Source organism: Cyanobium sp. NS01, assembly GCF_014280235.1.
GTDB lineage: Bacteria > Cyanobacteriota > Cyanobacteriia > PCC-6307 > Cyanobiaceae > NIES-981.
Genome location: NZ_CP047940.1, coordinates 2,660,467 through 2,686,994 on the forward strand (window position 1 = coordinate 2,660,467; position 26,528 = coordinate 2,686,994).

Consider the following 26,528-nt stretch of genomic DNA (forward strand, 5'->3'; position numbering starts at 1 on the left):
TGACCCGGGCCGAAGGGTCAGAGGCGCTTGAGGGAGTCGGTCTTGTCCTTGAACTCGCCCAGCAGCAGCTGCAGGTAGGTGACCTTGCGCAGCTTGATGTTGGCCGTCAGTGACATCCCCACCTGCAGCGGCAGTTCACTGCCGGAGTTCAGCTGCAGCTTCTGGTCCTGGAGCTTGATCACCGCCGGGAAGCGGTAGTTGGGCTTTTGCTCTTCCGGCGGCAGGGCATCGGAGCCGATCGAGGCCAGGGTGCCGTTCAGCACACCGAAATCCGAGGAGGGAAAGGAATCGATGCTGATGTCCACCGGCTTGCCCACCCGCACGAAGCCGATGTCAGCACTGTCGATCTCCACCTTGGCCTCGAGTTCATCGAGGGGCACGATCTTCATCACCGGCTCGCTGCCCTGGGCCACGAAGCCCGGGCCCGTGGGCTTGAGGTCAAACACCACCCCATCCACCGGCGAGCGCACGTCCTGATAGCGGATGTTCACCTTCGATTCCGTCAGCCGGCTGCGCAGCTCAGAGAGTTCCACCTCCAGCTCTGACACGGCCTGCTGGAGGATGGCCACCTGGCGCAGACGATCCACCTTGGTCTTCTCCAGGTCGCCCTCCACTTCGCGGGTCTGGTTGCGCTGCTGCAGGTATTCCAGTTCGGGCACCGCGCCCACGGCCTGGAGCGACTCCAGCCGGGCCAGCACCTGCTGTTGGAGCTCAAGGTTCCGCCCCAGCACCTGCTGCTCGGTGTCGTTGAGGGCGAGATAGCGCTGCAGCTCAAGCTGCTTGAGGGCGAACTGCTGTTCCTTCGAGCGGATTGAGTCGAGCAGGCCGTCGCGGCGGTCCAAGGTGGTTTCGTTATCGAGGCGCAGCAGCACCTGGCCCTTGGTCACCCGCTCCCCCTCCTTCACGAGCATGGTGTCGAGCACGCCACCCACCGGCATCTGCACCGTCTGCACATCGCCGATGGGCTGGAGCTTGCCTGCGGCGATCACCACCTCCTCCGTCTGGGCCAGGGCCAGCCAGGCCAGGGCAAAACCCGTGGTGCCGATCAGGGCCCAGGTGATCGCGCGCGCCATGAAGCGCGACTGCTGCAGCACCATGCCCTCATGGCCACTCTTGACCCGCTGTTCCAGGGCGTTCTGACCGGCCCGCATCAGCGACGACGCCCGTGGCGCCAGGGCCGAATCGGCGGGCTTGGCAGGGGTTGGGGTAGGGGAGTGCTCTGGGGTCACGAGGCCTCCTGCTGGCGGTAGAGCGCGTAGTAGCGCTCACGCTGCTCGATCAGCTGGTCGTGGGTGCCTGTCTCAACCACAGCGCCATCCTGGAGCATCACGATCAGATCTGCCCGGCGGATGGTGGAGAGGCGGTGGGTGATGAAGAACACCGTGCACTGGCGCAGGTTCTCCAGCAGGTTGTCGCAGACGCGCCGCTCGGTGTCGTAGTCGAGGGCGCTGGTGGCCTCATCGAGCACCAGCAGCTTCGGGCGCGACAGCAGGGTGCGGGCCAGGGCGAGACGCTGCCGCTGCCCTCCCGAGAGGCCGGCGCCGCGCTCGCCCACGTTGGCGCTGTAGCCGCCCGGCAGCTCCATGATGAAGTCGTGGGCGCGGGCCAGCCGGGCCGCCTCCACGATGGCATCACTGCTGGCATCCGGATCGGTGAGGGCGATGTTCTCAGCCACGGAACCGCTGAACAGCAGGGGCTCCTGGGGCACGATGCCGATCTGGCGGCGCAGCGAGTAGAGCTCCACCTTGTCGATGTCGTAGCCGTCGATCAGGATCTTGCCCTCGTTGGGGGCGTAGAGCCGGGTCAGCAGCTTCATCAGGGTGCTCTTGCCGCTGCCGCTCTGGCCCACCACCCCCACGAAGGTGCCGGCGGCAATCTGCAGATCCACGTGGCGCAGCACCGGCGGCGAGCCGGGTTCGAAGCTGAACGTCACATCGCGGAAGGCCACATCCCCGTCAATCGGCGGCAGGGGGATCTTCTGCTTGTCGGCCTCGTTGGATTCCTCCGGAGTGTCCACCACATCGGCCAGACGCTCAAAGGACACCTTCAGCTCCTGGATGTTCTGCCAGATCGAGGAAAGGCGCAGCAATGGCTGGGTGACATAGCCGGAAATGATGCGGAAGGCGATCAACTGGCCCAGGCTCATCTCACCCTTGAGCACCAGGCTGGCCCCCACCCAGAGCACCAACAGCTGGGAGAGCTTCTGCAGCACCTGGGAGGTTTCCACCAGGGCGGTGCCGGTGATCGTCTTCTCGAAGCTGCGGGCGATGTAACGGGAGTAGAGGTCCTGCCACTTCCAGCGGCTGATCATCTCCACGTTCTGAGCCTTCACCGTCTGAATGCCGGTGAGCACCTCCACCAGGTGACTCTGGGTACGGGCATTCTCCTCGGCCGCCTGGCGGTACTGGCGCCGGAACAGGGGCGCCCCCAGCACCGTGAGACCGATCTGAATCGGCAGCACACAGAGGGCGATCAGCGTCAGCAGCCAGCTGTAGAACACCATCACCACGATGTAGATCACCGAAAAGGCGGTGTCCAGCAGGGTGGTGAGGGCCTGGCCGGTAAGGAATTCGCGGATGTTCTCGAGCTCGGCCACCCGGGTGCCCAGCTCGCCCACCGGGCGCCGGTCGAAATAGCCCAGCGGCAGGCGCAGCAGGTGATCAATCACCTCGGCGCCGAGCCGCAGGTCGATGCGGTTGGTGGTTTCGGTGAACAGGAACGTGCGCAGGGCGCCGATCAGCCCCTCCATCAGCGTCACCACCACCAGCGCTATGCCGAGCACCTGCAGCGTGTCGAGGCTGCGCTGGGCAATCACCTTGTCGATGATCACCTGGATCAGCAGCGGATTGGCGAGGCTGAACAGCTGCACCACGAAGGAGGCCACCAGCACCTGCAGCAGCAGGCCGCGGTAGCGCTTCAGGGAGGGCCAGAACCAGTTGAAGTTGAAGCGCTGATCGGGGGTGCTGTTGCTGCGCTCCATCAGCAGCAGCTCAATGCCCTCCGGGAAGGCCGCTTCCATCTCCGCAGGCATCACTTCCACCCAGCCATCCCGGGGTGAGGCGAGCACCAGACCCCGGGCGTCGGAAGCCCGCACCAGGGCAAAGCCCCCCTTCCAGGGCACCAGGGCCGGCACCTGCAGCCGTGTGCCCTGGGAGGCCGGCACCCGCACGCCACTCACGTGCAGCCCCATCAGGGCGCCGATGTTGCCGCACAGCTGCAGATCCGGGGTCTGGCCGCGGCGCAGCACATCCCGCAGGATCTTCTCGATCGAGTCGCGCCGGAAGGGCAGCCGCAGCTCCATCGCCAGCATCTGGAAGCAGGCGAGGGTTTCCTCCAGGGGGCCGCTGCCCCGCAGCAGGCGCAGCTCCGGCCTGGGCTGCTGCCCCAGGTCGAGGCGGCTGGCCTGGGGGCCCTCGCCCGCGCCCAAGGGCACCAGGGCGGAGGAGCCCTGCGGCCCAGGCTCAGCCTCGGCGTCCTCCAGTTCCGCAACGACAGGGAGCGGATCCGCCAGGCTCGCCACCAGCGCCTCCGGCAGGGCGATCAACCGGGGCGGCAGGGGTGGCCGCGGCTCGGGCACACCCAGCTGGGGGTCCAGGCGAGAGCCCAGGGCCTGGCCGGGCAGGTTGGAGCTGGCGGCGAACAGCACCATCCCCGGGGGCAGTGCGGCCAGGGCGTCCGCCTCGGGAGCCACCAGCATGGCCTCCGGCGCCACCTGGCCATGGAGCTCCAGCAGCGAGGCCTCCCCACGGGACTGACGCTCCAGCAAACCGGCCAGCAGATCGAGCAATTCCGCTGTGAACAGCTCCGAGGCACACCAGGCGGCAAAACTCGGCTGCTCAGCCAGGAGCTGCAGCACCAGCTGATCGGGAAGCACCAGGGCCTCCACCACGGAGGCGGCACTCACCTCCTCGCAGGGAGCGGCCCGCAGCAGCGAGGCCAGCCCCACCAGGCTGCCGGGCCCGAGCCGGGCGGCACTGCGCAGGGCTCCCTGATCGCGCACCAGCAGCCGGGCCGTGCCCTCCAGCACCAGCAGCACCTCGGCGGGGATCAGGCTGTCGTGGCTGAGGGGCTCCCCCAGGGAAAAGCGGCGCCGCTGGCAGCTGTCCTGGAGATGGGCGATCGCGGCCTCGGAGAGGCCCGCGAAGGCCGAGTGCCGCTCGAGCCGTAATCCCTGGGAGCTGGTGGTCATCAGCCCACCACTGCAGCCTGTCGGGGCGTCTCGCGCAACCGGGCCAACCGCACGTCAACCTCCTCCTCCAGCCACTCGTCCAGCAGCTCCTGAATCATGGCGTCAGCCACTTCGTCGTCAAAACTGGCTGGCTCCAGAGACTCCAGCCTCACCAGCAGCCACCACTCGCCGATCGGGAACGGTTCGAGCACCACTCCCGGCCTGGCCGTGCGCAGACGCTGCATCAGTTCGGGATGGGCCTGGGCCAGTGGCACCGGACCCACGATGCCGCGGGTGGCGCGCTCCGGGCCTTCAGCATGGCTGGCGGCGAGCTGATCAAAGCTCGATTCGCCTTCACTGATCTGCAGAAACAGCTCACGGGCCAGGTTTGGGTTCGCCGTGCGCAACAGGCTGTACACCACCTGGTCGAGGTCGGCCTTGTTGGCCAGAAAGCGCGATTCCGCCTTGGAGGAGAAGTGCTCCACGGAGTATTTCCACACCTTCACCGGGAAATGGGCCTGGTAGTCCAGGTCGGAATCAGTGAGCAGCAGGGCCTGTTTCAGCTCCAGCAGCTGGCTGTCATCATCAATGCCATTGTCCTGGCGGAACTGGGCCAGAGCGGCTTCCTGTTCCTCTTCATTGAGCTGGATCGGAGCCAGGAGCTCCTCCAGCAGCTGCTGGCGCAGGAAGGGTCGCAGCAGGCCGTAGCGCGCCAGCGTGGGCAGATCCGGTGAGCTCATCGACCCAGGCCTTGCAAACCTCGCCGCATGCTGAACGACCGCCGGCCACCGTGTGCCGATTGTCTCACCAAGGGGATCGGCAGCAAGCACAACCGTAGTGGCGAAGCCCTGGGTCCAGGCTGCCTAAAGTTGACCTCCTTATGAACGAGCAGGTTTGGCGGTGTCCGTGGCCCCTGGCCCCCAGCCAGACCCTGCCGCACTGCCAGTGGTGGAAACCTTCCACTCACTGCAGGGGGAGGGCCTTCACGCAGGCCGCAGCGCCTTTTTCATCCGCCTGGCGGGCTGCTCGGTGGGCTGCAGTTGGTGCGACACCAAGCACTCCTGGGCGGCGGCGGCCCATCCCCGTCAGGAGGTGACGGCCCTGGCGTCAGAGGCAGGGCGGGCCGCGAGCGCAGGGGCCGCCTTCGTGGTGGTCACCGGCGGCGAACCGCTGCACCACAACCTCACCCCACTGTGCGGGGCTCTCGCCCCCCTGGGGCTGCCCCTGCACCTGGAAACCAGCGGCGTGGATGCCCTCAGCGGCCAGTTCGACTGGATCACCCTCTCCCCCAAGGCCCACAGGCCACCGGCCGATGCCCTGCTGGGCGGCTGCCAGGAACTCAAGGTGGTGATCCACGACGAGCCGGACCTCAGCTTCGCGGCGGCCATGGCCCGGCGCGCGGAGCTCCTGGGCAACCGTCCGGCGCTGCTGCTGCAACCGGGCTGGCAGTCGGCCCGGGGTGAGGCCCTGGCCCTGGCCTTTGTGCGCGGCCAGCCCCGGTGGCGACTCAGCCTGCAGAGCCACAAGTGGCTCTCGATCCGCTGAACAGCCCAACAGCTGAACCACTGATCCCTCGCTCTCCCTCCCCACCTCGCTCCATGGCCAGCGCACCGCCCCCCGCCAGCGACCAGGGCACCTCCCACCAGCCGGCCACGGCGATCGCCCTGCTCTCCGGCGGTCTTGATTCGGCCACCGCCGCCGCCCTGGCGATCGAGGCCGGTGAGCGGGTGATCGGCCTCTCCTTTGACTACGGCCAGCGCCACCGCCGCGAGCTGCAGGCCGCCAGCCGCATCGCCGCCGCCCTCGGCCTGAGCGAGCACCACACCCTGGAGGTGAACCTGGCCGCCTGGGGCGGCTCGTCCCTCACCGATCCAGATCAGGCCATCCCCGGCGAAGGCGTGCTGGAGGGGGTGATCCCCAGCACCTACGTGCCGGGCCGCAACACCGTGTTCATCGCCCTGGGGCTGAGCCTGGCCGAGGCCCGCGGCGCCCGGCGCCTGGTGCTGGGGGTCAATGCCGTGGACTTCTCCGGCTACCCCGACTGCCGACCGGACTACCTGGACGCCTTTCAGAGCCTGGCGGATCTGGCCAGTCGGGCCGGGCGCCAGGGCCACGGCGTGAAGCTGTGGGCGCCGCTGGTGCAGTGGAGCAAGACCCGCATCGTGCAGGAGGCCCTGCGGCTGGGGATACCGATCGCCAGCACCTGGAGCTGTTACCAGGGCGAGGCCGAGCCCTGCGGGGTGTGTGACAGCTGCAGGATCCGCGATGCCGCCCTGATCGAAGCCGGCCGCCCCGATCTGGCCGGGCGATGACGACGCCCCCGCCGCCTGCTGGCTGGCAGCGGCGTGCCTTGCCCTGGCGGCCCCCCTGGGGCCTGGTGAACCAGCTGGCCTCCAGCCTGGGGGAGGCCGGGCTGGTGTGGCTCGATGGCGATGGCAGCCCCCTGGGCCGCTGGGCCACCCTGGCCGTGGAGCCCCTGGAGCAGCGCGAGTGCCGCGGCCTGCCCACAGAGCCCGGCAGCTCCGATCCCTTCGCCGCCTTCGCCGAGCTGCGGCGCCAGGGCGGCTGCTGGCTGGGCTGGCTGGGCTACGAGGCGGGGGCCTGGGTGGAGCCGGCGGACCACTGGCGATCCCCGGACATGGCGGTGCTCTGGGCCGGCCGCTACGACCCGCTGCTGCGCTGGGATCTGCAGCAGCACAGGCTGTGGTTGGAGGGGAGCGATCGCCGCCGGCTGGCCGCCCTGGAAGCACTGATCCTGGCTCTCCCTCCGCAGCGGGCCGGAGCCGACGAGAACGCCGAAGACGGCGATCGCCAGGCCCCCCGGCTCGACCCCCACCGCTGGCACTGGCACACCGCGCCCGAAAGCTTTGCGAGCCAGGTGGCGGAGCTGCGGGAGCGGATCGCCCAGGGGGATCTGTTCCAGGCCAACCTCACCGCCTGCCGCGAGGCCCAGCTGCCCGCCGCAGCTTCCCCCTTAGCCCTCTACGGGCGGCTGCGGCGCCACTGCCCGGCGCCGTTCGCCGGCCTGGCGGTGCGCTCCCTAGGGCCCGGGGCCGAAGCGGTGCTGTCGGCCTCGCCGGAGCGCTTCCTGCAGCTCCAGGACGATGGGCGTGTGCAAACCCGGCCGATCAAGGGCACCCGCCCGCGCCATGCCGAGGCGGAGGCCGATGCCGACGCCGCGGCCGAGCTGATCACCAGCGCCAAGGACCGCGCCGAGAACGTGATGATCGTGGACCTGCTGCGCAACGACCTCGGCCGCGTCTGCCGGCCCGGCTCGATCCACGTGCCCCAGCTGGTGGGGCTGGAGAGCTACCGGCAGGTCCACCACCTCACCTCCGTGGTGGAGGGAGAGCTGCGCCCTGGCACCAGCCTGGAGGAGCTGCTGCGGGCCTGCTGGCCGGGGGGTTCGATCACGGGCGCCCCCAAGCTGCGGGCCTGCCGCCGCCTGAACGGCCTCGAACCGGTGCCGCGGGGGCCCTACTGCGGCTCCCTGTTCCGGCTCGATGCCGCCGGCCGCTTCGACAGCAACATCCTGATCCGCAGCCTGATGCTGCGGGGCCAGCGGCTGCGGGCCCACGCCGGCTGCGGCATCGTGGCCGATTCCAGCCCCGCGGACGAGGCCAGGGAGCTGGCCTGGAAGCTCGACCCCCTGCTGGAGGCCCTGGCATGAGCAGCGGCGCGGCGGCAGCGGCGGCGATCGCCTGGATCGATGGACCTGGCGGGGGCCGCTGGGGCGCTCCGGGGCAGCTGAGCGTGCCGCTGTCGGAGCGGGGGCTGAGCCTGGCCGATGGGCTGTTTGAAACGGTGCTGGTAGAGGGAGGCCGCCCGCACCTGCTGGAGGCCCATCTGCAGCGCTGGTGCCTGGGAGCGACGGTGCTGGGCCTGCCACCTCCGCCAGGGCTGGAGCGGGTGCTGGCCCTGGCGGCTGAGGCGATCAGCCGCAGCGGCATCCACACCGGAGCCCTGCGGCTCAACTGGAGCCGAGGCGATGGAGAGCGGGGCCTGGACCTGCCCGCGGCTGGGGCAGCCCGCTTCTGGCTGCAGCTGAGTCCATGCCGGCCCAGCTTTCACCCCGTTCGAGTGATCATCAGCCGCCTGGAGCGCCGCAATGCCAGCAGCGCGATCAGCGGCTGCAAGACCTTCGCCTATGGCGCCTCGGTGCTGGCCCGCCGCGAGGCCTGCGAGGCAGGCCAGGACGACGCCCTGCTGCTGAGCACAGCCGGAGGGCTCTGCTGCGGCACCACCGCCAACCTGCTCGTGCGCCACCGGGAGCGCTGGCTGACCCCGCCGTTGGCGAGCGGCTGCCTGGCGGGGGTCATGCGCGCTCAGGCCCTGGCCCTCGGCCTGGCCGAGGAGGCCAGCGAGGCGATCGAGCCAGCCCAACTCCAGGCGGGGGCGCTGCTGCTCAACAGCCTCGGCTGCCGTCCGATCCGGAGCCTGGCGGGGCAGGAGCTGGGAGCGGTGCCGGAGGCTGAGCCGTTCTGGCGGCAGCTGCTGGGCGCAGGCTGAGCAGGCTGGAGAAACCTGTCATAGGGTCTGCCCAACCATGGAGAGGCCAGGTGAGGGTTGGAGTGGCGCGTCGGGGCACGGACCCCAGCCCCCGCCCCAGGCAGAGGGGTCGCGCCAGGCTGGCTCTGCCGGGCCTCACCCTGCTGCTGGGGCTGGGGCTGGCCGCCTGCGGTGGCGGCAAGGAAGTCGCCATTCAGAACGCCAAGGCGGGAGACGCCCTGGTGCAAGTGGAGGGAACAAGGGTGGACCTGGCTCTGGACTTCCAACCCGGCGTGTCCAACGGCCTCTACAAGGGCGCCGTGCGCCTGTTCGGGCCAGACCAGCCCGAGGCGGGAAGCCTGCTGGCCGTCAACGCCGTCTGCAGCCTGGAGGACACGCCTGGCTGGCCCCCGTACGACAACCTCTACGGCAGGACCATCAAGGAACCGGCTGAGGCGCGCGACCTCAGCGGCCAATCGAACTGGCAGATTCTGTATTACTTCGACGGAAAAGTGGAAGCGAGCGGCACGATCGAACCCCAACCCTGGGCACAACGCCTGAAAGACAATCTCTGCCGCCGTGGCGACTTTGACGACAGCACTGCACGCGAAGACACGACCAACTGAACTGCCACCTCTGTCCATGGGGACTGGGCCTCTGGAGAGATTTCGTAGCCATTCACACTGTTCCTACGGACGGCCTCGCCTTTGATGCCAGCGAAACAGGAAAAAGGCTGCGTCTCCATGCCCAAAACGCTCTTCAGTATTGACCTCACCAAGTCCATGGACCAGCAGGAGATGCCGGGCCATAACCGCTGGCATCCTGACATTCCCGCGGTCGCCTCCGTGAATCCTGGAGAGGTCTTCCGGATTGAATGCAAGGACTGGACCGATGGCCAGATCAGGAACAACGACGATCCCCAGGACGTCGCCGATGTCAACCTGGAGGTGGTGCATGTTCTGAGCGGTCCGATCTGGGTCAATGGCGCTCAGCCCGGCGATATTCTCGTGGTTGACATTCTCGATGTCGGCGCTCTTCAAGGCGATGAATGGGGATTCAACGGGATTTTTGCCAAGGAGAATGGGGGTGGTTTTCTCACAGACCACTTCCCGAAAGCCTGCAAGTCAATCTGGGATCTGGAGGGGATCTACACCAGCTCCCGCCACATTCCCGGCGTGCGCTTTGCCGGCATCACCCACCCTGGCCTGATCGGCTGCGCCCCATCCCATGAGCTGCTAAAGGAATGGAACCGGCGTGAAACGGAGCTGGTGAACACAGCCCCCGATCGCCGCACCTACGGCGCAGGGCTTTCCGGCAGCGAACCCGTGCTTGCGGCCCTGCCCAATCCCAACAGCGCCATCCTGGGCACCCTGCCTGCTGGCGACTTTGAGCGCGTGGCCAATGAGGCTGCCCGCACAGTGCCACCTCGGGAGCATGGCGGCAACTGCGACATCAAGAACCTCACCAAGGGCACCCGGATTTACTTCCCCGTCTATGTGGAAGGCGCCAAGCTGTCGATGGGAGACATCCACTTCTCCCAGGGAGATGGTGAGATCTCCTTCTGTGGCGCCATCGAGATGTCCGGCTATCTCGATCTGCATGTGGAAATCATCAAGGGTGGCGTAGAGAAGTATGGGATGGTGAACCCCATGTTCAAAACCAGTCCGGTGGAGCCCCACTTCACCGACTATCTGGTGTTTGAAGGGATTTCAGTGGATGAATTTGATGGTAAACAGCACTACATGGATGTGCACATCGCCTACCGGAGAGCCTGCCTCAATGCCATTGAATACCTGAAGAAGTTTGGTTTCAGCGGCGAGCAGGCCTACATGCTGCTCAGCTGTGCTCCGGTGGAGGGTCGTGTCAGCGGCATTGTCGACATTCCCAATGCCTGCTGCACGCTCGCGATTCCCACCTCCATCTTCGAGCAGGACATCCTGCCCTGTTGATCCGTAGCCAGTTCAGGGGACTTGTGCCTCAACGGGTCCCCCCCGGCACCCAGACCACACGAAAAGACTGTCCATGCCCGTCTATGAGTTCAGCTGCAGCGAAGGCTGCCAAGACTATGAGGTCTGGCGCAGCATTGAGTCGCGTCAGGTGAATACCGATTGCCCCGATTGCGGTGCCAAGGGTAGCCGCATCTTCAGTCCACCGATGACGCTCACGGGTTCCTTCCGGCTCAAGCAGGAAAGCAAGGAACCGCGCTTGGTGAGCGGCCAACAACAGGCCGAAAGGGCCGCTGAACGCAAACCTCGGCTGAGGCAAAGCAGCACCCGGCCCTGGATGGTCAACCGCGGCTGTTGAGTTAGGTCGCTCAGACAGTCAGGAATTCCTGGACCACAGCGTCAGACAGTTGGTCTGTAGGTCCGCTGGACACAATGCCGCCGCGCTGCATGGCGTAGTAGTAATTGGATTGACGCACAAAGTGGAGATGCTGCTCCACCAGCAGCACACTGATTCCCGTTTCCTTCATGATGCGCTGCACGGCCCGCTCAATGTCCATGATGATGGAGGGCTGAATCCCCTCGGTGGGTTCATCAAGGAGCAGCAGCTTGGGCTTCCCCAGCAGAGCACGGGCGATGGCGAGTTGCTGTTGCTGACCCCCACTGAGATCACCACCCTTGCGACTCAGGAATTGCTCAAGGATGGGGAAGAGATCAAAGACCAGGGGATCAATGTGCCGATTCTTGCCCAGACCGCCCGGCAGGGCCTCCATGCCGAGCAGCAGATTCTCCTTGACCGTGACCTGGGGGATGATGTCGCGTCCCTGGGACACATAACCAATGCCAGCACGGGCCCGCCGGTACGGAGCCTCTGAGAGCAGCTGCCGATCGCCATACTGGATCGAGCCTGATCGTTGCTGCAGCAGACCGATAATGGTTTTAAGAAAGGTGGTTTTACCAACACCATTCCTGCCGATCAAGCACACCATTTCTCCTTCGGGAACAGACAGATCAACATCTCTGAGGATATGGCTCTGGCCATAGTAGACATTCAGATCTGAGACATGAAGAATGGGTTGAGCGGTCATGGGTTTACGCAAAGCCTGGGGTTGGGTTGGATTGAATAGAATTAGTCGTCAGACTGACCGAGATACACTTCAATCACACGCGGGTCTTGCTTGACCTTATCCAATGGGCCCTCCGTCAGGAGCTGCCCTTGGTGAAGAACAGTCACAGGGGCATTGAGATCACGAATGAACTCCATATCGTGCTCAATCACAACCACGGTGTGATCACCAGCCAACGACTTGATCAACTCGGCAGTGCGCACCGTTTCTTCGTCGGTGAGGCCCGCTACCGGTTCATCCAGCAGCAACACCTCGGGAGACTGGGCCACCAACATGCCAATGGCCAACCACTGCTTCTGGCCGTGGGAAAGGGAGCCCGCCTGATGGGTGGCAAAGGGTGCCAGGCCCACATAGTTCATGATGCGCTGCACTTCATCCTTCACGGATACAGGCAGGCGATCAACCAGCAAGTTCAACGCATTCTTGTGGGGTGAAGCAGAGAGCTCAAAGTTACGTTGAACCGTCAGGTTCTCAAACACGCGAGGAGTCTGAAACTTACGGCCAATGCCATCACGAGAGATCTGCTGCTCAGAAAGACCGATCAGGGATTGACCTCGAAAGCTCACCGTACCCTTGGTGGGGCGTACCTTGCCAGTGATGACATCAAGGAAGGTCGTCTTTCCTGCACCATTAGGTCCAATAATCGATTTAAGCTCTCCCTTCATCAAGGTGAGGCTTAGGTCTGTAAGCGCATAGAAGCCATCAAAGCTAACGCTCACATCCTTGAGTTCAAGGAGAGGTTTGGTCATCGGCGGAAACGAGGATGGGGTGGGTGGATTCCTGACTGGATCGAATGGGAGTGCATGAACTTAAGAGATATCTTCAAGAGCGGCCACCTCTTCATCGAGCTGCGGATAGGTACGCGCCATCGGTGCAATGCCGAACGCAGCCAAAAGGCGGCTGAAGCCACCACCTGTAAACCATCCATAGATGCCATCAGGCATCAAGACCACCACAAAGATGAACAATCCACCTTGCACAAACAACCAGAACTCAGGAAGGGCTTCACTCACCAGACTTCTCAGGTAATTAACCAGGATCGCCCCAATAATCGGACCCACTAAAGTTCCCCTGCCTCCGACGGCAACCCAGATGACCATCTCAATGGACGTTGAAATGGTCATGAACTGGGGAGAAACGATCCCCGTCTGCACGGTGTAGAGCGCTCCTGAGACTCCACAGAGAGCACCAGCCACAACAAACACGATGGTCTTGAAGGGTACCGGATTAAAGCCGCCAAATCTTAGTCTTTGCTCATCGTCTCGGATGGCAATCAACGCATCACCAAATCGGCCATTAGTGAAATATCTGCAGATTAGGAAGGCAACAGGGATCAGGAGCACTGTGAGTCTGTAGAACAACAGCTGCATATCACTGGATCCCACCAGCTGTCCAAACAGCTCTGCAGTGCTTGTTTTCAAACCATTGGTGCCATTGATCAACTTCTGTTGACCATTAAAGAAGTGGAAGAATACCATCAACGCAGCCTGCGTGATGATTGAGAAGTAGACGCCCTTGATACGATTCCTGAAGATCAGATAACCAACAAAACCAGCGATGATGGCCGGTATCAGCCAAAGGGCGATCAGGGTAAAAACAGGAGACCAGAACGGCTGCCAGAAGAAGGGCAACTGATCAACACCATAGTTCTCAAAGAACTTTGGGATGCCATTGCCTCCTGCCTCACCCTCTGTGTTGAGGGTAAGATACATGGCAGCGGCATAACCACCTAGAGCAAAGAAGATGCCTTGGCCAAGGCTTAACAAGCCAGTGTATCCCCAGATCAGGTCAATGGCAAGGGCCGTGATTGCCAGCGAGAAGTAGCGGCCAAACAGGTTGAGTCTGAAGTCACTCAGAATGGCAGGCAGAATAAAGAATGCCGTTGCCAGAAGGATCCAGGGCAGGAGTTTTCGGAAGATCTTCATGGGTTGGACCTCCCGAAAGAGACGTGGTAGCAGTGGGCTGAGTGGTGTTGCATGGAAGGTTTAGGCATCAACCGAGCGCCCCTTCTGAGGGAACATCCCATTAGGCCGGAACTGCAGGAAGACAATGATGAAGATGAACACCAGAACCAACGACATGCTGGTGGTGGCAAAGAACTCCACAACTCCCTTAGCAGCTGCAGGCATGTCTGGGAAAACAATCAGAAGCGAACCAGAGCCCACCACAGACTGAATGATGCCCAGCATCAAGGAGGCCAAAACGGTGCCGAGCAGATTGCCCACGCCTCCCAGTACAATCACCATGAAGCAGGACACGATGTAAGCAGCACCGAGATTGGGACCCACAGATCCCAGCAGGGTGATGGCACAACCCGCCACTCCGGCCAGACCAGATCCAAGGCCAAAGGTGATGCTGTCGACGCGGTCCGTCGGGATGCCCAGGCAATTGCTCATCTGGCGATTCTGCGTCACGGCACGAATACGCAGACCCCAGGCACTCTTGGTGAGGAACCAAACGGTGGCCAGCAACATCAAGGCAGAGAGGAGAATGATGAAGATCCTGAGGCCAGGGAGCTCAATCCCAGCAATTTCCCCCCAGCTTCCTTGCAGCCACTTCGGAGCGGTGACATCAATATTTCTGGGTCCAAACCAGGGGCTGGCAAGAGCACGGATCACAGAGAACTGATTCACTGAGACCAAACCGATGACAACAGCAGCTGTCCACAGGAGCCCTGTGATGTATGGCAAAAAGGGACGATCACCAAACTTCGCAGTGAACATTCGGCTGGCAAAGTAGCCAATGGCAACAGCCAGAAGAATGCCCAGCAACATGGCCGTGGAGATGCTTCGAATAAGCTGAATCAGGATCAGGCTCACCCCCCATGTGGCCAGCAGTGTTTCCAGGGGGCGTCCATAGAGCTTGCGGATCAGTGTCCGCTCCAGAAGCACACCCACAAGGGCCGTGACAATAAAGGAAAATACGAGAGCAACTGGATAGTAGAGTTCAAAGACTAGGCCACCCATCGGCCTGAAAACCGATTGGACCACGTAGGTGACATAGGCACCAAGCATCATGAACTCGCCGTGGGCGAGATTAATCACACCCATCAAGCCAAAAACAATGGCCAGCCCAGTGGCCGCCAGCAACAGCACAGAGCCGATGCTTAGGCCATCTAGGATCTGAGAGAAGAAAAGTTCCAATGGAAGTAATGGCTGAACAATCGCAGGCCAGAACGTATCCAGACCTGATGGGTGGGTGATGGATTCTGCCGCTCAGACTCATAAAGGGATCAGGAGATCCAATTTTCTAGACAGCATGGCTATAACCTGCCAATGGCTTGGAAGGATCTGCAGGTGTGAAGACTGACGACTCGTAGAAGTGGCGGCAGAATTTGGAGGGGGAAATCCCTGAAGACTTCCCCATCTTGAATCACATCTGGAACTTTCCAGCGTCGGGACGATCCTGGGTCCAGTCGCAGGTGTAGCCCTTGGTTTCAGGCACGAACTGGTTCCAGGGCAGCGGGGGGATAGCCTTGCCACTGTCCTGCAGGATCTTGAACTGGCCATCAGGCATGGCCTCGCCAATCAGCACACGCTCGGAGGTGTGGTGGTTGGGGAACATCTTGATCTCGCCCTGGGGAGCATCGAACGTGATGCCGATCATGGTCTCGCGGACCTTGTCGAGATCCTCGAAGGTGCCCGCCTTCTCAACAGCATTCTTCCAGAGGTAAACCATGTTGTAGGCCGACTCTGCAGGGTCGCCAACAACCCGGTCTTCGCCATACATGGCCTGGAAGTCTTCGGTGAACTTCTTGGAGGCTGGAGTATCCAGACTCATGAAGTAGTTCCAGGTTGCGTAGGTGCCGGTGGTGTACTCGGGACCAATCTGACGAATCTCTTCCTCCGCAATGGAGAAGGACATGATTGGATACTTAGCCGGGTCAATGCCAGCGGCCTTGAACTGCTTGAAGAGGGCAACGTTGGAGTCACCATTCAAGGTGTTGATGATGATGCCTCCATCAGGGAACGCCTCCTTGATCTTGGCGATGATGGGAGCAACCTCCGTATTGCCCAGGGGGATGTAATCCTCACCAACAACTTCACCGCCAAGAGCCTTCATCTGCTCCTTGATGATGGTGTTGGCCGTACGTGGATACACGTAGTCAGACCCAACAAGGTAGACCTTCTTGCCCAGCTCGTCGCCGTAGGTCTTCATCAGCCAGTCCACTGCAGGCTCAGCCTGCTGGTTCGGGACGGCACCGGTGTAGAAGATATTTCTGGAGCATTCCTGACCCTCATATTGAATGGGGTAGAAAAGCATATGATTCTTGGCCTCGTACACTGGCAGCATCGCCTTACGGCTGGCGGAGGTCCAGCCACCAAAGACAACGGCGACGTTGTCGGAGTCGATCAGCTTCTGCGATTTCTCAGCAAACGTGGGCCAGTCTGAGGCACCATCCTCGGAGATGGCAACAATCTTGTAGGATTTATCTCCAACTTTGACGCCACCTGCGTCGTTGATTTCCTTGATTGCCATCTCTTCGACCTCTTTCAAGGTCGTTTCCGAGATGGCCATGGTCCCACTCAGAGAGTGAAGGATGCCGACTTTGACTTCTCCGTCAAAGTCCCCCGCCGAATCGCCGCCGCCACCGCCGCAGGCCACAAGCGTGACGCTGACCACTGAAGCGCCGATTCCGGCAAGCAACCGCCTTGAGATGTGCTGGACCATGGGTGATTGATCAAGGTGTGGTGGATGCCGCGATATCAGCGGCATTTCGCAACCTACAGATCTGTTCATGGGCACTATGTATCCGATCGCACCGAAGGTGCTGGGCGCTCAGCCGGTGTGTGGATTTGCTCGTGCAAGCGATGGCGTGGATACCCGAAGTCCTTCCGGAAGCTGTTGCAGCAGAAACGACTCCACCTTGTCGAGTCCCTCGCCACTGCGCAGGTTGGCAAAGCACCAGGGGCGGCCCGGACGCATGCGCTCGGTATCCCGCTGCATCACCTCCAGGTCGGCACCCACCAGCGGCGCCAGGTCAATCTTGTTGATCACCAGCAGATCGGAACGGGTGATGCCCGGGCCACCCTTGCGCGGAATCTTGTCTCCAGCGGCCACATCAATCACGTAGATACACAGGTCCACCAGTTCCGGACTGAAGCTGGCCGCCAGGTTGTCGCCGCCACTTTCCACCAGCACCAGGTCGAGATCGGGGTAGAGCCTCTCCAGCTCCTCCACGGCGGCGCGGTTGATCGAGCAGTCCTCCCGGATGGCGGTGTGGGGACAGCCACCGGTCTCGACGCCGCGGATGCGCTCAGGCTCCAGCACACCCGCCCGGGTCAGGAACTGGGCGTCCTCCTGGGTGTAGATGTCATTGGTGACCACGGCGAGTTGCAGCTGCTGCCGCAGACGCCGGCAGAGAGCTTCCACCAGGGCCGTCTTGCCCGACCCGACGGGCCCTGCCACCCCCACCCGCAGCCTGCTCATCGGCTCCCTCAGCTCCGAAACAACCTGGAGTAGAGCTCAGCATGGCGCAATTGAGCCAGGGAGGCCCCAACTGCCCCTGTCCAGAGCTGATCTGGATCCGCCCCAACCAGGCTCTCAGCCCGCGCCGCAATCACCGGGGCCAGTCCCCACTGCACCGCCTGGGCCCGGGTCGGCCCCAGGGGCACCAGCCGCACCGCCGCGCTCAGCTGGTTGGCCACCCAGCCGTAGAGATAGGCCTCCACCAGCTCCTGGGCTGGAATGGCCAGGGCGCGGCCCGCCAGGGCAAAGGCCCCTGGCCAGGCCAGGTCGAGCGCCGGCGGCTCCAGGCCCAGGTCCGCCAGCAGCCGCAGCAGAGCCCCCCCCATCTGGCGCTGCTGGGCGCGCAGCTCCGGTGCCTCTCTCTGGGCCAGCAACCAGGCGTCCCGATCGCGCAGCTCCGGATCCAGGGCCAGCATCAGCCTGGGCAGCCAGGCGGCTTCGACGGTCACGGCTCCTCGCTGCAATTCGGCCCGCAGCCAGGCCTCCACCCCCGCAGCGTCCTGGAGCAGGCCTTGCTGCACAAGCACCTCAAGCCCCTCGGCGTAGCTGAATGCCCCCACCGGCAGAGCCGGGCTCACCAGCTGCAGCAGGGCCAGGCGGCCGCTGCCGGCCGACCTAGGCGCCATGCCCATGGCCCCCGGGCTCTGAGCCGCCATGGGAGTGGCCCTGGCTGCTGGCGTAGGCACCGTGCTCAGGCAGAAAAGGGGCGCTGATCCGCGCCACCCCCAGGCGGCGGTGCTCCATCAGATGGGCCAGCACGGGATCCTCCGCCAGCCTCAGCTCTCCTGGCCGGATTTCCATGGCGACATGCCGGTTACCCAGGTGGTAGGCCGCCTGGAGCAACGCCAGGGGATCGGCTGCCGTGATCCGCAGCAGGGCCTCCGCCGCCGCCTCCACCCGCACCCAGGCCAGGCCCTCGCCATCGGCGAGCAGGTCACCGGGCTGCAGGGCCTCGCCGCGGGGCAGCTGGAGCAACAGCGGCTGGCCGCAGACGCTGTGGCGGCGTCCCCGCAGCCGGGTGCGCTCGTCAGCGCTGAGCTGGAGCACGAAGGGAGGGGTCTGGCCAGAGGGTCCGGAGAGCCGCTGGGTGAGCACCAGGGGCTGCGGCACTGGCCCTGGGACCGCGGAAGCGGGGATCATGGCGGCATGACGCTGTGCTGAGTATCTCCAAATCACGCGCCGCCGGCAGCTGGCACGGCCAGACCCAGCTGGTGTTCCGCCGTGGCGCCGGCGCCGATGCTGGCGACACCAGCTTCCAGGGCAGCGCCACAGCGCCGCTGAAACTGCAGCGCGCCTATCGGCACCAGGATGGCCGCTGCGAACTGCCGTTGCTGCACACCGCCGGGGGGCTGGTGGGGGGCGATCAGCTCACGATCGAGGCGAGCCTGGAGGCGCGCAGTGAAGCCCTGCTCACCAGCGTGGCGGCCCAGAAGGTCTACGGGTCGGTGGGCCGCCTCAGCCAGGCACCCGAGGGGCGGTGGGTGAACCAGCAGCTCCACTTCTGCCTCGCCGACGGCGCGGATCTGGAGTGGCTGCCCCAGGAGCTGGTGCTCTACGCCGACGGGCTGCTGGAGCAGCGCTGCCGGGTGGAGCTGGCCCCCCAGGCCTCCTACCTGGGCGTGGAGGTGGTGCGCCTGGGCCGCACCGCCGCCGGCGAAGACCTCGCTGCCGGCTGCTGGCGTTCGGCCCTCGACATCCATCGCAGCGGCAGCCGCGGCAACCCCTGGATGCTGGTGGATCGCCTGGAGCTGGGCGGCGAGGCCCTGGCCGGGGAGCATGGCCTGGCCCGGCAGCCGGTGTACGGCTCGCTGGTGTGGGCCGCTCCGGAGCACTTCCCCGGGGCTGAGCTGGCCGGGCTGCTGGAGCTGTGCCGCCAGGATCGTGACGGGCTGGACGGCGCCATGGCCTGCGGCGCCCTGGAGCCCGGACTGGTGGCCCGCTACCGGGGCCCCTCCAGCCAGGCGGCCCGGTTCTGGTTCAGCCGCATCTGGGCCCGGATCCGGGCGGCCAGGGGCTTGCCCGCTCCGCAACTGCCGCGGGTCTGGCCCTTTCAGGAAGAACCCTGGCGCCCTGAAGGTTGCAGCTGAACCTGTCCACCCTCAGACCCCTGCCACAGTGCGGCGGGGTCTGGTCCATCCCTCCCCTCCCCAGCCACCATGCACCTCACCCCCCAGGAGAAGGACAAGCTCCTGATCGTGACCGCCGCCCTGCTGGCGGAGCGGCGCCTCAACCGCGGCCTGAGGCTCAACTATCCCGAGGCTGTGGCCTGGCTGAGCTTCCAGGTGCTGGAGGGCGCCCGCGACGGCAAGACCGTGGCCGCCCTGATGGGCGAAGGCACCACCTGGTTGAGCCGCGAGCAGGTGATGGAGGGGGTGCCGGAGCTGGTGCAGGAGGTGCAGATCGAGGCCGTCTTCCCCGATGGCACCAAGCTGGTGACCCTGCATGACCCCATCCGCTGACCCCACCCGCCCTGCTGCCATGGCCCCGTTGATCCCCGGCGAACTGATCCCCGAACCCGGAGAGATCGAACTCAACGCCGGCCGCCCCGTCACCACCCTGCTGGTAGCCAACAGCGGCGACCGGCCCGTGCAGGTGGGCTCCCACTTCCACTTCCAGGAGGCCAACGACGCCCTGCGCTTCGACAGGGACGCCGCCCGCGGCCTGCGGCTCGACATCCCCGCCGGCACGGCGATTCGCTTCGAACCGGGCGACAGCCGCGAGGTGAACCTGGTGCCCTTCGCCGGCCAGCGCCGGGTGATGGGCTTCAACGGCCTCGTCAATGGACCCCTCGACTGACCCGCCATGCCCTACCGGATCTCCCGCCGCGCCTACGCCGAGACCTACGGCCCCACCACTGGCGATCGCCTGCGGCTGGCCGACACCGAGCTGATCCTGGAGGTGGAGAAGGACTTCACCGTCTACGGCGATGAGGTGAAGTTCGGCGGCGGCAAGGTGATCCGCGACGGCATGGGCCAGGCCCAGACCACCCGCGGTGCCGGGGCGGTGGACACCGTGATCACCAACGCCCTCATCCTCGACTGGTGGGGCATCGTCAAGGCGGACATCGGCCTGCGCGACGGGCGCATCGTGGCCATCGGCAAGGCCGGCAACCCCGACACCCAGGCGGGGGTGACGATCGAGGTGGGTCCCGGCACCGAGGCCATTGCCGGCGAGGGTCACATCCTCACCGCCGGCGCCATCGACACCCACATCCACTTCATCTGCCCCCAGCAGATCGAAACGGCCCTGGCCAGCGGGGTCACCACTCTCCTGGGTGGCGGCACCGGCCCCGCCACCGGCACCAACGCCACCACCTGCACCCCCGGCGCCTTCCACATCGGCCGCATGCTGCAGGCCGCCGAGGGGCTGCCGGTGAACCTGGGCTTCTACGGCAAGGGCAACGCCAGCACCCCCGAGGCGCTTGAGGAGCAGATCCGCGCCGGCGCCTGCGGCCTCAAGCTGCACGAAGACTGGGGCACCACCCCGGCAGCGATCGACTGCTGCCTCACCGTGGCCGACCGCTTTGACGTGCAGGTGTGCATCCACTCCGACACGCTCAACGAGGCGGGCTTCGTGGAGGACACGATCCGCGCCATCGGCGGCCGCACCATCCACACCTTCCACACCGAGGGGGCCGGCGGCGGCCATGCCCCCGACATCATCCGCATCTGCGGCGAGGCCCATGTGCTGCCGAGCAGCACCAATCCCACCCGTCCCTACACCTGCAACACGCTCGAGGAGCACCTCGACATGCTGATGGTGTGCCACCACCTCGATCCGCGCATCCCGGAAGACGTGGCCTTCGCCGAATCGCGCATCCGCCGCGAGACGATCGCCGCCGAGGACATCCTTCACGATCTGGGCGCCTTCTCGATCATCGCCAGCGATTCCCAGGCCATGGGCCGGGTGGGGGAGGTGATCACCCGCACCTTCCAGACCGCCCACAAGATGAAACTGCAGCGCGGCAGCCTGCCGGAGGACGCGGCCGCCGGCGGCCGCCACGACAACGCCCGGCTCAAGCGCTACATCGCCAAGGTGACGATCAACCCCGCCATCGCCCATGGCCTCGACAGCCAGGTGGGCTCGGTGGAAGTGGGCAAGCTGGCCGATCTGGTGCTGTGGAAACCGGGTTTCTTCGGCGTCAAGCCGGAGCTGGTGATCAAGGGGGGCTCGATCGTGTGGGCCCAGATGGGCGATGCCAACGCCTCGATCCCCACCCCCGGCCCCGTGCACGGGCGGCCGATGTTCGGTGCCTTCGGCAAGGCCCTCGCCCCCAGCTGCCTCACCTTCGTGAGCCAGGCCGCCCTGGAGGCCGACATCCCACGCAGCCTCGGCCTGGAGCGCCGCTGCGTGCCGGTGGTGAACACCCGCGGCATCGGCAAGAGCGCCATGCGCCTCAACGACGCCCTGCCGAAGATGGCGGTGGATCCCCAGACCTACGAGGTGTTCGCCGATGGCGAACTGCTCACCTGTGAGCCGGCCGAGGTGCTGCCGATGGCCCAGCGCTACTTCCTGCTCTAGGAACTTCCCAGCGCCACCAACGGCACACGGGAGGGAGCTTTCGTAGCAATCCACACCGGCCAGCCCCTGGCCGGCTGCCCATGATTAGGGGGAGCCAGCAGGGCAGGGATGTTCACGGACTACAAGCCCCACCGCGGCTACGACGAGTACTTCAGCGCCGCGGACGAACCCCGCAGAGCCCTCTCCCCCCTGCTCTCCTCCCTGGGACAGCTGGGCCTCGAAGAGCTCAACCGCAACCACGTGGCCGCGGGCATGCTGCTCAAGCGGCTTGGTGCCACCTTCCGTCTGAACGGCTCCGGCAACCGGGGGGTGGAACGGATCCTGCCCTTCGACCCCCTGCCGCGGCTGATCGCCTCCGGCGAATGGCTGACCCTGGAGCGGGGCCTGGTGCAGCGGCTCGAAGCGATCGATCACTTCCTGGCGGACGTCTACGGCGACCAGCTGATCCTGCGGGACGGCATCGTGCCCCGGGAAGACCTGGAGACCTCCCAGGGCTGGCGGCCCCAGATGCAGGGATTCAAGCCGCCGCTCAACAAGTGGTGCCACATCTCCGGCCTGGATCTGATCCGTGATGGCCAGGGCACCTGGCGCGTGCTGGAAGACAACCTGCGCTGCCCTTCAGGCGTGGCGTATTTCCTGGAGAACCGCCGCGTCATGAAGCGGATGTTCCCCAGCCTCTTCTCCGGCCGCACCGTGCAGCCGATCGACGACTACCCCTCCCACCTGCTCCAGAGCCTGCGGGAGCTGGCGCCCTGGACGGAGCGCCCCACGGTGGTGCTGCTCACCCCCGGGGTGTTCAACAGTGCCTACTTCGAGCACAGCTACCTGGCCCAGCAGATGGGCATCCAGCTGGTGGAGGGCCGCGACCTGGTCTGCCAGGACGACCGGGTGTGGATGCGCAGCACCGGCGGTCTGGAGCCGGTGGATGTGATCTATCGCCGCATCGACGATGACTTCCTCGATCCGGCCGTGTTCCGTTCCGATTCCATGCTGGGCGTGCGGGGGCTGATGCAGGCCTACAGCGCCGGTCGGGTGGCGATCGCCAATGCCCCGGGCACGGGGGTGGCGGACGACAAGCTCATCTATGCCTATGTGCCCGAGATGATTCAGTACTACCTGGGGGAGGAGCCCATCATTGAGAACGTGCCCACCTACCTCTGCTCCCGCGACAAGGATCGGGCCTACGTGCTTGAGCACCTGAGCCAGTTGGTGGTGAAGGCGGTGGCTGAAGCGGGCGGTTACGGAATGATGATCGGCCCCCATGCCGGCCAGGAGGAGATCGACGACTTCGCCAAGCGCATCGAGGCCAACCCACGCAACTACATCGCCCAACCCACCCTGGAGCTCTCCACCGTGCCCTCCCTGAGTGAGGGCGAGCTGTTCCCCTGCCATGTGGACCTGCGGCCCTACGTGCTGCGGGGCAAGGGCGCCTGGGTGAGCCCCGGCGGTCTGACCAGGGTGGCCCTGCGGCGCGGCTCCCTGGTGGTGAACTCCTCCCAGGGCGGGGGCTGCAAGGACACATGGATCGTCAGTGAGCGTGGCGATGGCCAGCTCCAACTGCAGGGCTCCAGCTCATGCTGAGCCGCGTCGCCGATTCGCTCTACTGGATCAACCGCTATGTGGAGCGGGCTGAGAATATCTCCCGCTTCGTGGAGGTGAGCGAGGCGATGGCCCTCGATTGCCCCCCAGGCAGCGCCGAACCCTGGCTGCCCCTGATCGATGCCAGCGGCGAACGGGAACTCTTCGACAAGCTTTACACCAATGGCAGCCCCGACGATGTGATTGAGTTCCTGGTGCGGGCTGAGGAAAATCCCAACAGCGTGGCCAACTGCATCGCCATTGCCCGGGAGAACGCCCGTCAGATCCGCGAAGTGATCACCACCGAGATGTGGGAGCAGCTCAACGACATCTACTGGACGCTGCAGGAGAATGAAAGCTTCTGGAAACAACCCCCCCAGGAGCAACTGCGCGACATCCGCCGGGCTTGCCAGCTCTTCTACGGCATCACCGACTCCACCCTGAGCCGCGATCTCTCCTGGCAATTCAGCCGGTTGGGACGCCTGCTGGAGCGGGCCGACAAGACCACCCGCATCCTCGATGTGAAGTACTTCCTGCTGCTGCCCTCCCCCGATGAGGTGGGCGGCGTCCTCGATGAGCTGCAGTGGATCTCGCTGCTGCGCAGTGCCGGGGCCTACCAGATGTTCCGCCAGGCGCGTCAACAGGCGATCGAACCCCGCGCCGTGGCCGGCTTCCTGCTGCTCGACCCGATCTTTCCGCGCTCGGTGCGCTACTGCCTGGAGCGGATTCAGGACACCCTCAAGATCGTGCAGGGCCGCTCGGTGCCCGGGGCTCCAGATGAACTGGAATGCCTCAGCGGACTCACCCTGGCCCGCTGGAGCTACACCCGCATCGACGACCTGTTCGCGGTAGGCCTCCATGAGGCCATCGACGCCCTGCAGAGCGACCTCAACCGCCTGCACAACCTGATCGAGGGGCGCTACTTCGTGGCCACCAGCCTTGAGTCCCAGAGCGTGGATCCGGCATGCGTGCGCGCCTGAAGCACACGTTCAGCTACCGGTACAGCGCGCCTGTTCTGCTCGGAGCCCATCGCTTCTGCCTCAAACCCCGGGGCCATGGATTTCAGACGTTGGTGGACTTCCAACTCACGATCGATCCTGAGCCCAACTCCCTGTTCCCTCTGATCGCCGCCAGTGGCGATGAGATTCTGCGGGCCCGCTTCGGCGGCTCCTGTGACAGCTTCCGCGTCGAGGCCAGCAGCACGGTGGTCTCCCACACCCCACCGGATCTGCAGACCTGCCTGGAGGCCAACGAGCCGCTGTTGCCCTACCCCGTAGGCCACCTCAACGGCGACCTGCAGGGCTCCCTCGGCGGCTGGCTGCCCAATGGCCAGCACGACCCCGCCGCCGTGGACATGGCCCAGGAGGCCCTGATGGGCAGCGACCAGCGGGCCCTGATGTTTCTCGATCAGCTGGTGGAGATGATCCAGGACCGGGTGAAGTACACCCAGCGCCACGTGGGTCCCGCCTGGCCTGCCGGCCGCACCCTCAAGGAACGGGTGGGCTCCTGCCGTGACCTGGCCATGCTGATGGTTGAGGCCTGCCGCTGCGTGGGCCTGCCGGCCCGGTTCGTCAGCGGCTACCACCTGGTGGATCCCGCTCCCGAGCAGTACGACCTGCACGCCTGGACGGAGGTCTACCTGCCGGGAGCCGGCTGGCGCGGCTACGACCCCAGCGGCAAGGGTCCGGTCGACGATCGCTACATCACCCTGGCCACGTCCTCGAAGCCGGAACTCACCGCCGCCATCACCGGCTGCTTTTCAGGCCCAGCTGGGGTGAGCAGCAGCTTTGACTGGCTGATCGAAGCGGAGATTCTCGATCCCGTCGCCCCCCTGGAGGCCAGCCTGCCCCTGGGCTGATCGCGGCGGGGCTGGGTGGTCATCTTTTCAGCCAACACGGCTTACCAGTGCAGACCGTGCAGCTTGGGCAGCGGCGCGGTTTTGAAGGTGGTGGCGAACAGCCTTGGAATCCTCCGGCTGTTGTAGACGCGGAATTCCTGCACCAGGCTGACACCCGGTTCGCGCACAGCCTGGTTGAGCACCACCGAGCCGTCAGGATCGGAAACGGAACGATGGAAGGTTCCCGGCGGAATCCTGAGGATGTCGCCGCCCGTATCGAGCCGCACGATGTGGAAGGGGTAGTTCCAGCCGAAGTTCACCAGATAGAAGGTGCGGCCGCCGTGCAGGGCGAGCAGATTGTCCTCCTGGTGGGGATGCAGGTAGAACTGCCAGGCTCCCGTGGCCGGATCGTCCGGAGGGGAGGTGGCGGGCCCCGAGTGGATCACCAGATCCCGGGCATTGGACGCGGCCACAGTGATGTCGAAGAAGCGCACTGCGGGGGTGTCGCGGAACTTCTCGTAGGGGATGAGCTCGAACATCGGCGCCGGTCTCGGCGTTGTGGCAGTCATGGCAGTCGGTGTTGGGCGCGCACCGGTTGGGCGTGGTCCAGTGAACCCAACACCGTACCCCAGCAAGTGTGGCCGCCACTACCAAACGGCCGACCGCCTGGGCAGTTTCTGCACTGGGCCGCGGGGGAGTGGCACGGGCCAGAAGGTGGCCGGCGCAGCAGGTTCAGTGCCTGGTCGTATCGACCAACACACGGGAATCACAGCCGTGACGACATCATGAAGGGGCTCCATCTTGCAGCACATCAAGCGGCAGAGGGCCCACAGATCAGCTGCTTGGCTGCCACATCAGATCTCAACTTTTATGACCATGTCATCAACACCTGGCTCCAGCGGATCGCCCTTGACGGCCGCACTTCTGAAGGCCAAGAAAGCCAAAGGACTCAGCTTCTCCGAGCTGGGTGAGGCCCTTGGTCGCGATGAAGTGTGGGTCGCCTCATTGTTCTATGGCCAGGCCTGCGCCTCCAGCGACGAAGCCACAGCCCTGGCCGGTTTACTTGCCCTGGATGGCGACACCGAAGCCGCCCTGCAGACCTACCCCACCAAGGGCAGCCTGGATCCGGTGATCCCCACCGATCCCCTGATCTACCGCTTCTACGAGATCATGCAGGTGTATGGCATGCCACTGAAGGATGTGATTCAAGAGAAGTTCGGCGATGGCATCATGAGCGCCATCGACTTCACCTTGCATGTCGACAAAGAAGCCAACCCCACGGGAGACAGGGTGAAGATCACCATGTGCGGCAAGTTCCTGCCCTACAAGAAGTGGTGAACCACTCCTTGAACGCATAAAAAAAGACCGGGCAGCGTTGCTGCCCGGCACTTGTGACT

Annotated in this window: 27 protein-coding genes; 15 read left to right on the forward strand and 12 right to left on the reverse strand. The window is 64.8% G+C overall.

Features of this window, described 5'->3' with window-relative positions:
* Positions 1–17: 17 nt before the first annotated feature.
* Genes CyaNS01_RS13880 through CyaNS01_RS13890 form a run of 3 tightly spaced genes read right to left on the reverse strand, consistent with a single transcriptional unit; the run spans position 18 to position 4,908 of the window.
* A complete protein-coding gene (locus CyaNS01_RS13880; protein WP_370561606.1) occupies positions 18–1,229 on the reverse strand; it encodes an HlyD family secretion protein in 1,212 nt (403 codons plus the stop codon).
* The gene (locus tag CyaNS01_RS13885; RefSeq protein WP_186697720.1) at positions 1,226–4,189 is read right to left on the reverse strand and encodes an ABC transporter transmembrane domain-containing protein; all 2,964 of its coding nucleotides are present in this window, start codon (positions 4,187–4,189) and stop codon (positions 1,226–1,228) included. Before CyaNS01_RS13885 ends, CyaNS01_RS13880 begins: the two co-directional genes overlap by 4 nt.
* Complete coding sequence (locus CyaNS01_RS13890) at positions 4,189–4,908, reverse strand: peptidylprolyl isomerase (protein ID WP_186697722.1); 720 nt, start codon at positions 4,906–4,908, stop codon at positions 4,189–4,191. Before CyaNS01_RS13890 ends, CyaNS01_RS13885 begins: the two co-directional genes overlap by 1 nt.
* Positions 4,909–5,062: 154 nt before the next feature.
* Between CyaNS01_RS13890 and CyaNS01_RS13895 the strand changes: the two genes are divergently transcribed.
* The 7 genes from CyaNS01_RS13895 to CyaNS01_RS13925 all read left to right on the forward strand — a co-directional run bounded on the left by CyaNS01_RS13895 (position 5,063) and on the right by CyaNS01_RS13925 (position 10,960).
* Positions 5,063–5,713: a 7-carboxy-7-deazaguanine synthase QueE gene (locus CyaNS01_RS13895; protein ID WP_225875698.1), complete on the forward strand. Its 651-nt coding sequence runs from the start codon at positions 5,063–5,065 to the stop codon at positions 5,711–5,713.
* A 53-nt stretch (positions 5,714–5,766) separates the two neighbouring features.
* Positions 5,767–6,480 (forward strand): 7-cyano-7-deazaguanine synthase QueC, encoded by a 714-nt coding sequence (gene queC, locus CyaNS01_RS13900; RefSeq protein ID WP_186697724.1) that lies wholly within the window; start codon positions 5,767–5,769, stop codon positions 6,478–6,480.
* The gene (locus CyaNS01_RS13905) at positions 6,477–7,838 is read left to right on the forward strand and encodes an anthranilate synthase component I family protein (protein WP_186697726.1); all 1,362 of its coding nucleotides are present in this window, start codon (positions 6,477–6,479) and stop codon (positions 7,836–7,838) included. The genes queC and CyaNS01_RS13905 overlap by 4 nt, the downstream gene beginning before the upstream one ends.
* Positions 7,835–8,677 carry an aminotransferase class IV gene (locus CyaNS01_RS13910; RefSeq protein ID WP_186697728.1) on the forward strand — a complete coding sequence of 281 codons (843 nt, stop codon included), beginning with the start codon at positions 7,835–7,837 and terminating at the stop codon, positions 8,675–8,677. Before CyaNS01_RS13905 ends, CyaNS01_RS13910 begins: the two co-directional genes overlap by 4 nt.
* 50 nt (positions 8,678–8,727) lie before the next feature.
* Complete coding sequence (locus CyaNS01_RS13915; RefSeq protein WP_225875699.1) at positions 8,728–9,282, forward strand: hypothetical protein; 555 nt, start codon at positions 8,728–8,730, stop codon at positions 9,280–9,282.
* A gap of 117 nt (positions 9,283–9,399) precedes the next feature.
* Positions 9,400–10,605, forward strand: a complete 1,206-nt coding sequence (gene fmdA, locus CyaNS01_RS13920; RefSeq protein WP_186697730.1) for a formamidase — start codon at positions 9,400–9,402, stop codon at positions 10,603–10,605.
* A gap of 73 nt (positions 10,606–10,678) precedes the next feature.
* Positions 10,679–10,960: an FmdB family zinc ribbon protein gene (locus CyaNS01_RS13925; RefSeq protein ID WP_186697732.1), complete on the forward strand. Its 282-nt coding sequence runs from the start codon at positions 10,679–10,681 to the stop codon at positions 10,958–10,960.
* A 10-nt stretch (positions 10,961–10,970) separates the two neighbouring features.
* On the opposite strand, the gene urtE is transcribed toward CyaNS01_RS13925, so the two are convergent.
* The 8 genes from urtE to ureE all read right to left on the reverse strand — a co-directional run bounded on the left by urtE (position 10,971) and on the right by ureE (position 18,335).
* The gene (gene urtE, locus CyaNS01_RS13930) at positions 10,971–11,687 is read right to left on the reverse strand and encodes an urea ABC transporter ATP-binding subunit UrtE (RefSeq protein WP_186697733.1); all 717 of its coding nucleotides are present in this window, start codon (positions 11,685–11,687) and stop codon (positions 10,971–10,973) included.
* 41 nt (positions 11,688–11,728) lie between these two features.
* Positions 11,729–12,475: an urea ABC transporter ATP-binding protein UrtD gene (gene urtD, locus CyaNS01_RS13935; RefSeq protein WP_186697735.1), complete on the reverse strand. Its 747-nt coding sequence runs from the start codon at positions 12,473–12,475 to the stop codon at positions 11,729–11,731.
* A 60-nt stretch (positions 12,476–12,535) separates the two neighbouring features.
* Entirely contained in the window at positions 12,536–13,651 is a 1,116-nt protein-coding gene (urtC, locus tag CyaNS01_RS13940) for an urea ABC transporter permease subunit UrtC (RefSeq protein ID WP_186697737.1), read from the reverse strand.
* A 60-nt stretch (positions 13,652–13,711) separates the two neighbouring features.
* Positions 13,712–14,869 carry an urea ABC transporter permease subunit UrtB gene (urtB, locus tag CyaNS01_RS13945; RefSeq protein WP_186697739.1) on the reverse strand — a complete coding sequence of 386 codons (1,158 nt, stop codon included), beginning with the start codon at positions 14,867–14,869 and terminating at the stop codon, positions 13,712–13,714.
* A gap of 229 nt (positions 14,870–15,098) precedes the next feature.
* Positions 15,099–16,397, reverse strand: a complete 1,299-nt coding sequence (urtA, locus tag CyaNS01_RS13950; protein ID WP_186697741.1) for an urea ABC transporter substrate-binding protein — start codon at positions 16,395–16,397, stop codon at positions 15,099–15,101.
* 108 nt (positions 16,398–16,505) lie between these two features.
* Positions 16,506–17,156, reverse strand: coding sequence for an urease accessory protein UreG (gene ureG / locus CyaNS01_RS13955; protein WP_186697743.1), 651 nt, complete (start codon positions 17,154–17,156; stop codon positions 16,506–16,508).
* A gap of 8 nt (positions 17,157–17,164) precedes the next feature.
* Positions 17,165–17,851, reverse strand: coding sequence for an urease accessory protein UreF (locus CyaNS01_RS13960; RefSeq protein ID WP_225875700.1), 687 nt, complete (start codon positions 17,849–17,851; stop codon positions 17,165–17,167).
* Positions 17,811–18,335: an urease accessory protein UreE gene (ureE, locus tag CyaNS01_RS13965; protein ID WP_186697745.1), complete on the reverse strand. Its 525-nt coding sequence runs from the start codon at positions 18,333–18,335 to the stop codon at positions 17,811–17,813. Before ureE ends, CyaNS01_RS13960 begins: the two co-directional genes overlap by 41 nt.
* Before the next feature lie 17 nt (positions 18,336–18,352).
* Between ureE and CyaNS01_RS13970 the strand changes: the two genes are divergently transcribed.
* The 7 genes from CyaNS01_RS13970 to CyaNS01_RS14000 all read left to right on the forward strand — a co-directional run bounded on the left by CyaNS01_RS13970 (position 18,353) and on the right by CyaNS01_RS14000 (position 25,152).
* The gene (locus CyaNS01_RS13970; protein ID WP_370561864.1) at positions 18,353–19,282 is read left to right on the forward strand and encodes an urease accessory protein UreD; all 930 of its coding nucleotides are present in this window, start codon (positions 18,353–18,355) and stop codon (positions 19,280–19,282) included.
* Between the two features lie 69 nt (positions 19,283–19,351).
* Positions 19,352–19,654: an urease subunit gamma gene (locus CyaNS01_RS13975; RefSeq protein ID WP_186697747.1), complete on the forward strand. Its 303-nt coding sequence runs from the start codon at positions 19,352–19,354 to the stop codon at positions 19,652–19,654.
* Positions 19,655–19,673: 19 nt separating this feature from the next.
* Entirely contained in the window at positions 19,674–19,991 is a 318-nt protein-coding gene (locus CyaNS01_RS13980; protein ID WP_186700862.1) for an urease subunit beta, read from the forward strand.
* 6 nt (positions 19,992–19,997) lie between these two features.
* Positions 19,998–21,716, forward strand: coding sequence for an urease subunit alpha (ureC, locus tag CyaNS01_RS13985; protein ID WP_186697748.1), 1,719 nt, complete (start codon positions 19,998–20,000; stop codon positions 21,714–21,716).
* 108 nt (positions 21,717–21,824) lie between these two features.
* Positions 21,825–23,297: a circularly permuted type 2 ATP-grasp protein gene (locus CyaNS01_RS13990; RefSeq protein ID WP_186697750.1), complete on the forward strand. Its 1,473-nt coding sequence runs from the start codon at positions 21,825–21,827 to the stop codon at positions 23,295–23,297.
* Positions 23,291–24,274, forward strand: coding sequence for an alpha-E domain-containing protein (locus tag CyaNS01_RS13995; protein ID WP_186697752.1), 984 nt, complete (start codon positions 23,291–23,293; stop codon positions 24,272–24,274). Before CyaNS01_RS13990 ends, CyaNS01_RS13995 begins: the two co-directional genes overlap by 7 nt.
* On the forward strand, positions 24,259–25,152 hold the full coding sequence (locus CyaNS01_RS14000) for a transglutaminase family protein (protein ID WP_186697754.1): 894 nt from the start codon (positions 24,259–24,261) through the stop codon (positions 25,150–25,152). The genes CyaNS01_RS13995 and CyaNS01_RS14000 overlap by 16 nt, the downstream gene beginning before the upstream one ends.
* A gap of 41 nt (positions 25,153–25,193) precedes the next feature.
* Here CyaNS01_RS14000 and CyaNS01_RS14005 read toward each other — a convergent pair whose 3' ends face one another.
* Positions 25,194–25,670, reverse strand: coding sequence for a redox protein (locus CyaNS01_RS14005; protein ID WP_186697756.1), 477 nt, complete (start codon positions 25,668–25,670; stop codon positions 25,194–25,196).
* A gap of 337 nt (positions 25,671–26,007) precedes the next feature.
* On the opposite strand from CyaNS01_RS14005, the gene cynS reads away from it, so the two are divergent.
* On the forward strand, positions 26,008–26,469 hold the full coding sequence (gene cynS / locus CyaNS01_RS14010) for a cyanase (RefSeq protein ID WP_186700865.1): 462 nt from the start codon (positions 26,008–26,010) through the stop codon (positions 26,467–26,469).
* Positions 26,470–26,528: the final 59 nt, after the last annotated feature.

Coding starts and splice junctions, on each gene's coding strand:
- CyaNS01_RS13885 (WP_186697720.1), bottom strand. CDS start 4,189: ATGACCACCAGCTCCCAGGGATTACGGCTCGAGCGGCACTCGGCCTTC.
- CyaNS01_RS13890 (WP_186697722.1), bottom strand. CDS start 4,908: ATGAGCTCACCGGATCTGCCCACGCTGGCGCGCTACGGCCTGCTGCGA.
- queC (WP_186697724.1), top strand. CDS start 5,767: ATGGCCAGCGCACCGCCCCCCGCCAGCGACCAGGGCACCTCCCACCAG.
- CyaNS01_RS13905 (WP_186697726.1), top strand. CDS start 6,477: ATGACGACGCCCCCGCCGCCTGCTGGCTGGCAGCGGCGTGCCTTGCCC.
- CyaNS01_RS13910 (WP_186697728.1), top strand. CDS start 7,835: ATGAGCAGCGGCGCGGCGGCAGCGGCGGCGATCGCCTGGATCGATGGA.
- fmdA (WP_186697730.1), top strand. CDS start 9,400: ATGCCCAAAACGCTCTTCAGTATTGACCTCACCAAGTCCATGGACCAG.
- CyaNS01_RS13925 (WP_186697732.1), top strand. CDS start 10,679: ATGCCCGTCTATGAGTTCAGCTGCAGCGAAGGCTGCCAAGACTATGAG.
- urtE (WP_186697733.1), bottom strand. CDS start 11,687: ATGACCGCTCAACCCATTCTTCATGTCTCAGATCTGAATGTCTACTAT.
- urtD (WP_186697735.1), bottom strand. CDS start 12,475: ATGACCAAACCTCTCCTTGAACTCAAGGATGTGAGCGTTAGCTTTGAT.
- urtC (WP_186697737.1), bottom strand. CDS start 13,651: ATGAAGATCTTCCGAAAACTCCTGCCCTGGATCCTTCTGGCAACGGCA.
- urtA (WP_186697741.1), bottom strand. CDS start 16,397: ATGGTCCAGCACATCTCAAGGCGGTTGCTTGCCGGAATCGGCGCTTCA.
- ureG (WP_186697743.1), bottom strand. CDS start 17,156: ATGAGCAGGCTGCGGGTGGGGGTGGCAGGGCCCGTCGGGTCGGGCAAG.
- CyaNS01_RS13960 (WP_225875700.1), bottom strand. CDS start 17,851: ATGGCGGCTCAGAGCCCGGGGGCCATGGGCATGGCGCCTAGGTCGGCC.
- ureE (WP_186697745.1), bottom strand. CDS start 18,335: ATGATCCCCGCTTCCGCGGTCCCAGGGCCAGTGCCGCAGCCCCTGGTG.
- CyaNS01_RS13975 (WP_186697747.1), top strand. CDS start 19,352: ATGCACCTCACCCCCCAGGAGAAGGACAAGCTCCTGATCGTGACCGCC.
- CyaNS01_RS13980 (WP_186700862.1), top strand. CDS start 19,674: ATGGCCCCGTTGATCCCCGGCGAACTGATCCCCGAACCCGGAGAGATC.
- ureC (WP_186697748.1), top strand. CDS start 19,998: ATGCCCTACCGGATCTCCCGCCGCGCCTACGCCGAGACCTACGGCCCC.
- CyaNS01_RS13990 (WP_186697750.1), top strand. CDS start 21,825: ATGTTCACGGACTACAAGCCCCACCGCGGCTACGACGAGTACTTCAGC.
- CyaNS01_RS13995 (WP_186697752.1), top strand. CDS start 23,291: ATGCTGAGCCGCGTCGCCGATTCGCTCTACTGGATCAACCGCTATGTG.
- CyaNS01_RS14000 (WP_186697754.1), top strand. CDS start 24,259: ATGCGTGCGCGCCTGAAGCACACGTTCAGCTACCGGTACAGCGCGCCT.
- CyaNS01_RS14005 (WP_186697756.1), bottom strand. CDS start 25,670: ATGTTCGAGCTCATCCCCTACGAGAAGTTCCGCGACACCCCCGCAGTG.
- cynS (WP_186700865.1), top strand. CDS start 26,008: ATGTCATCAACACCTGGCTCCAGCGGATCGCCCTTGACGGCCGCACTT.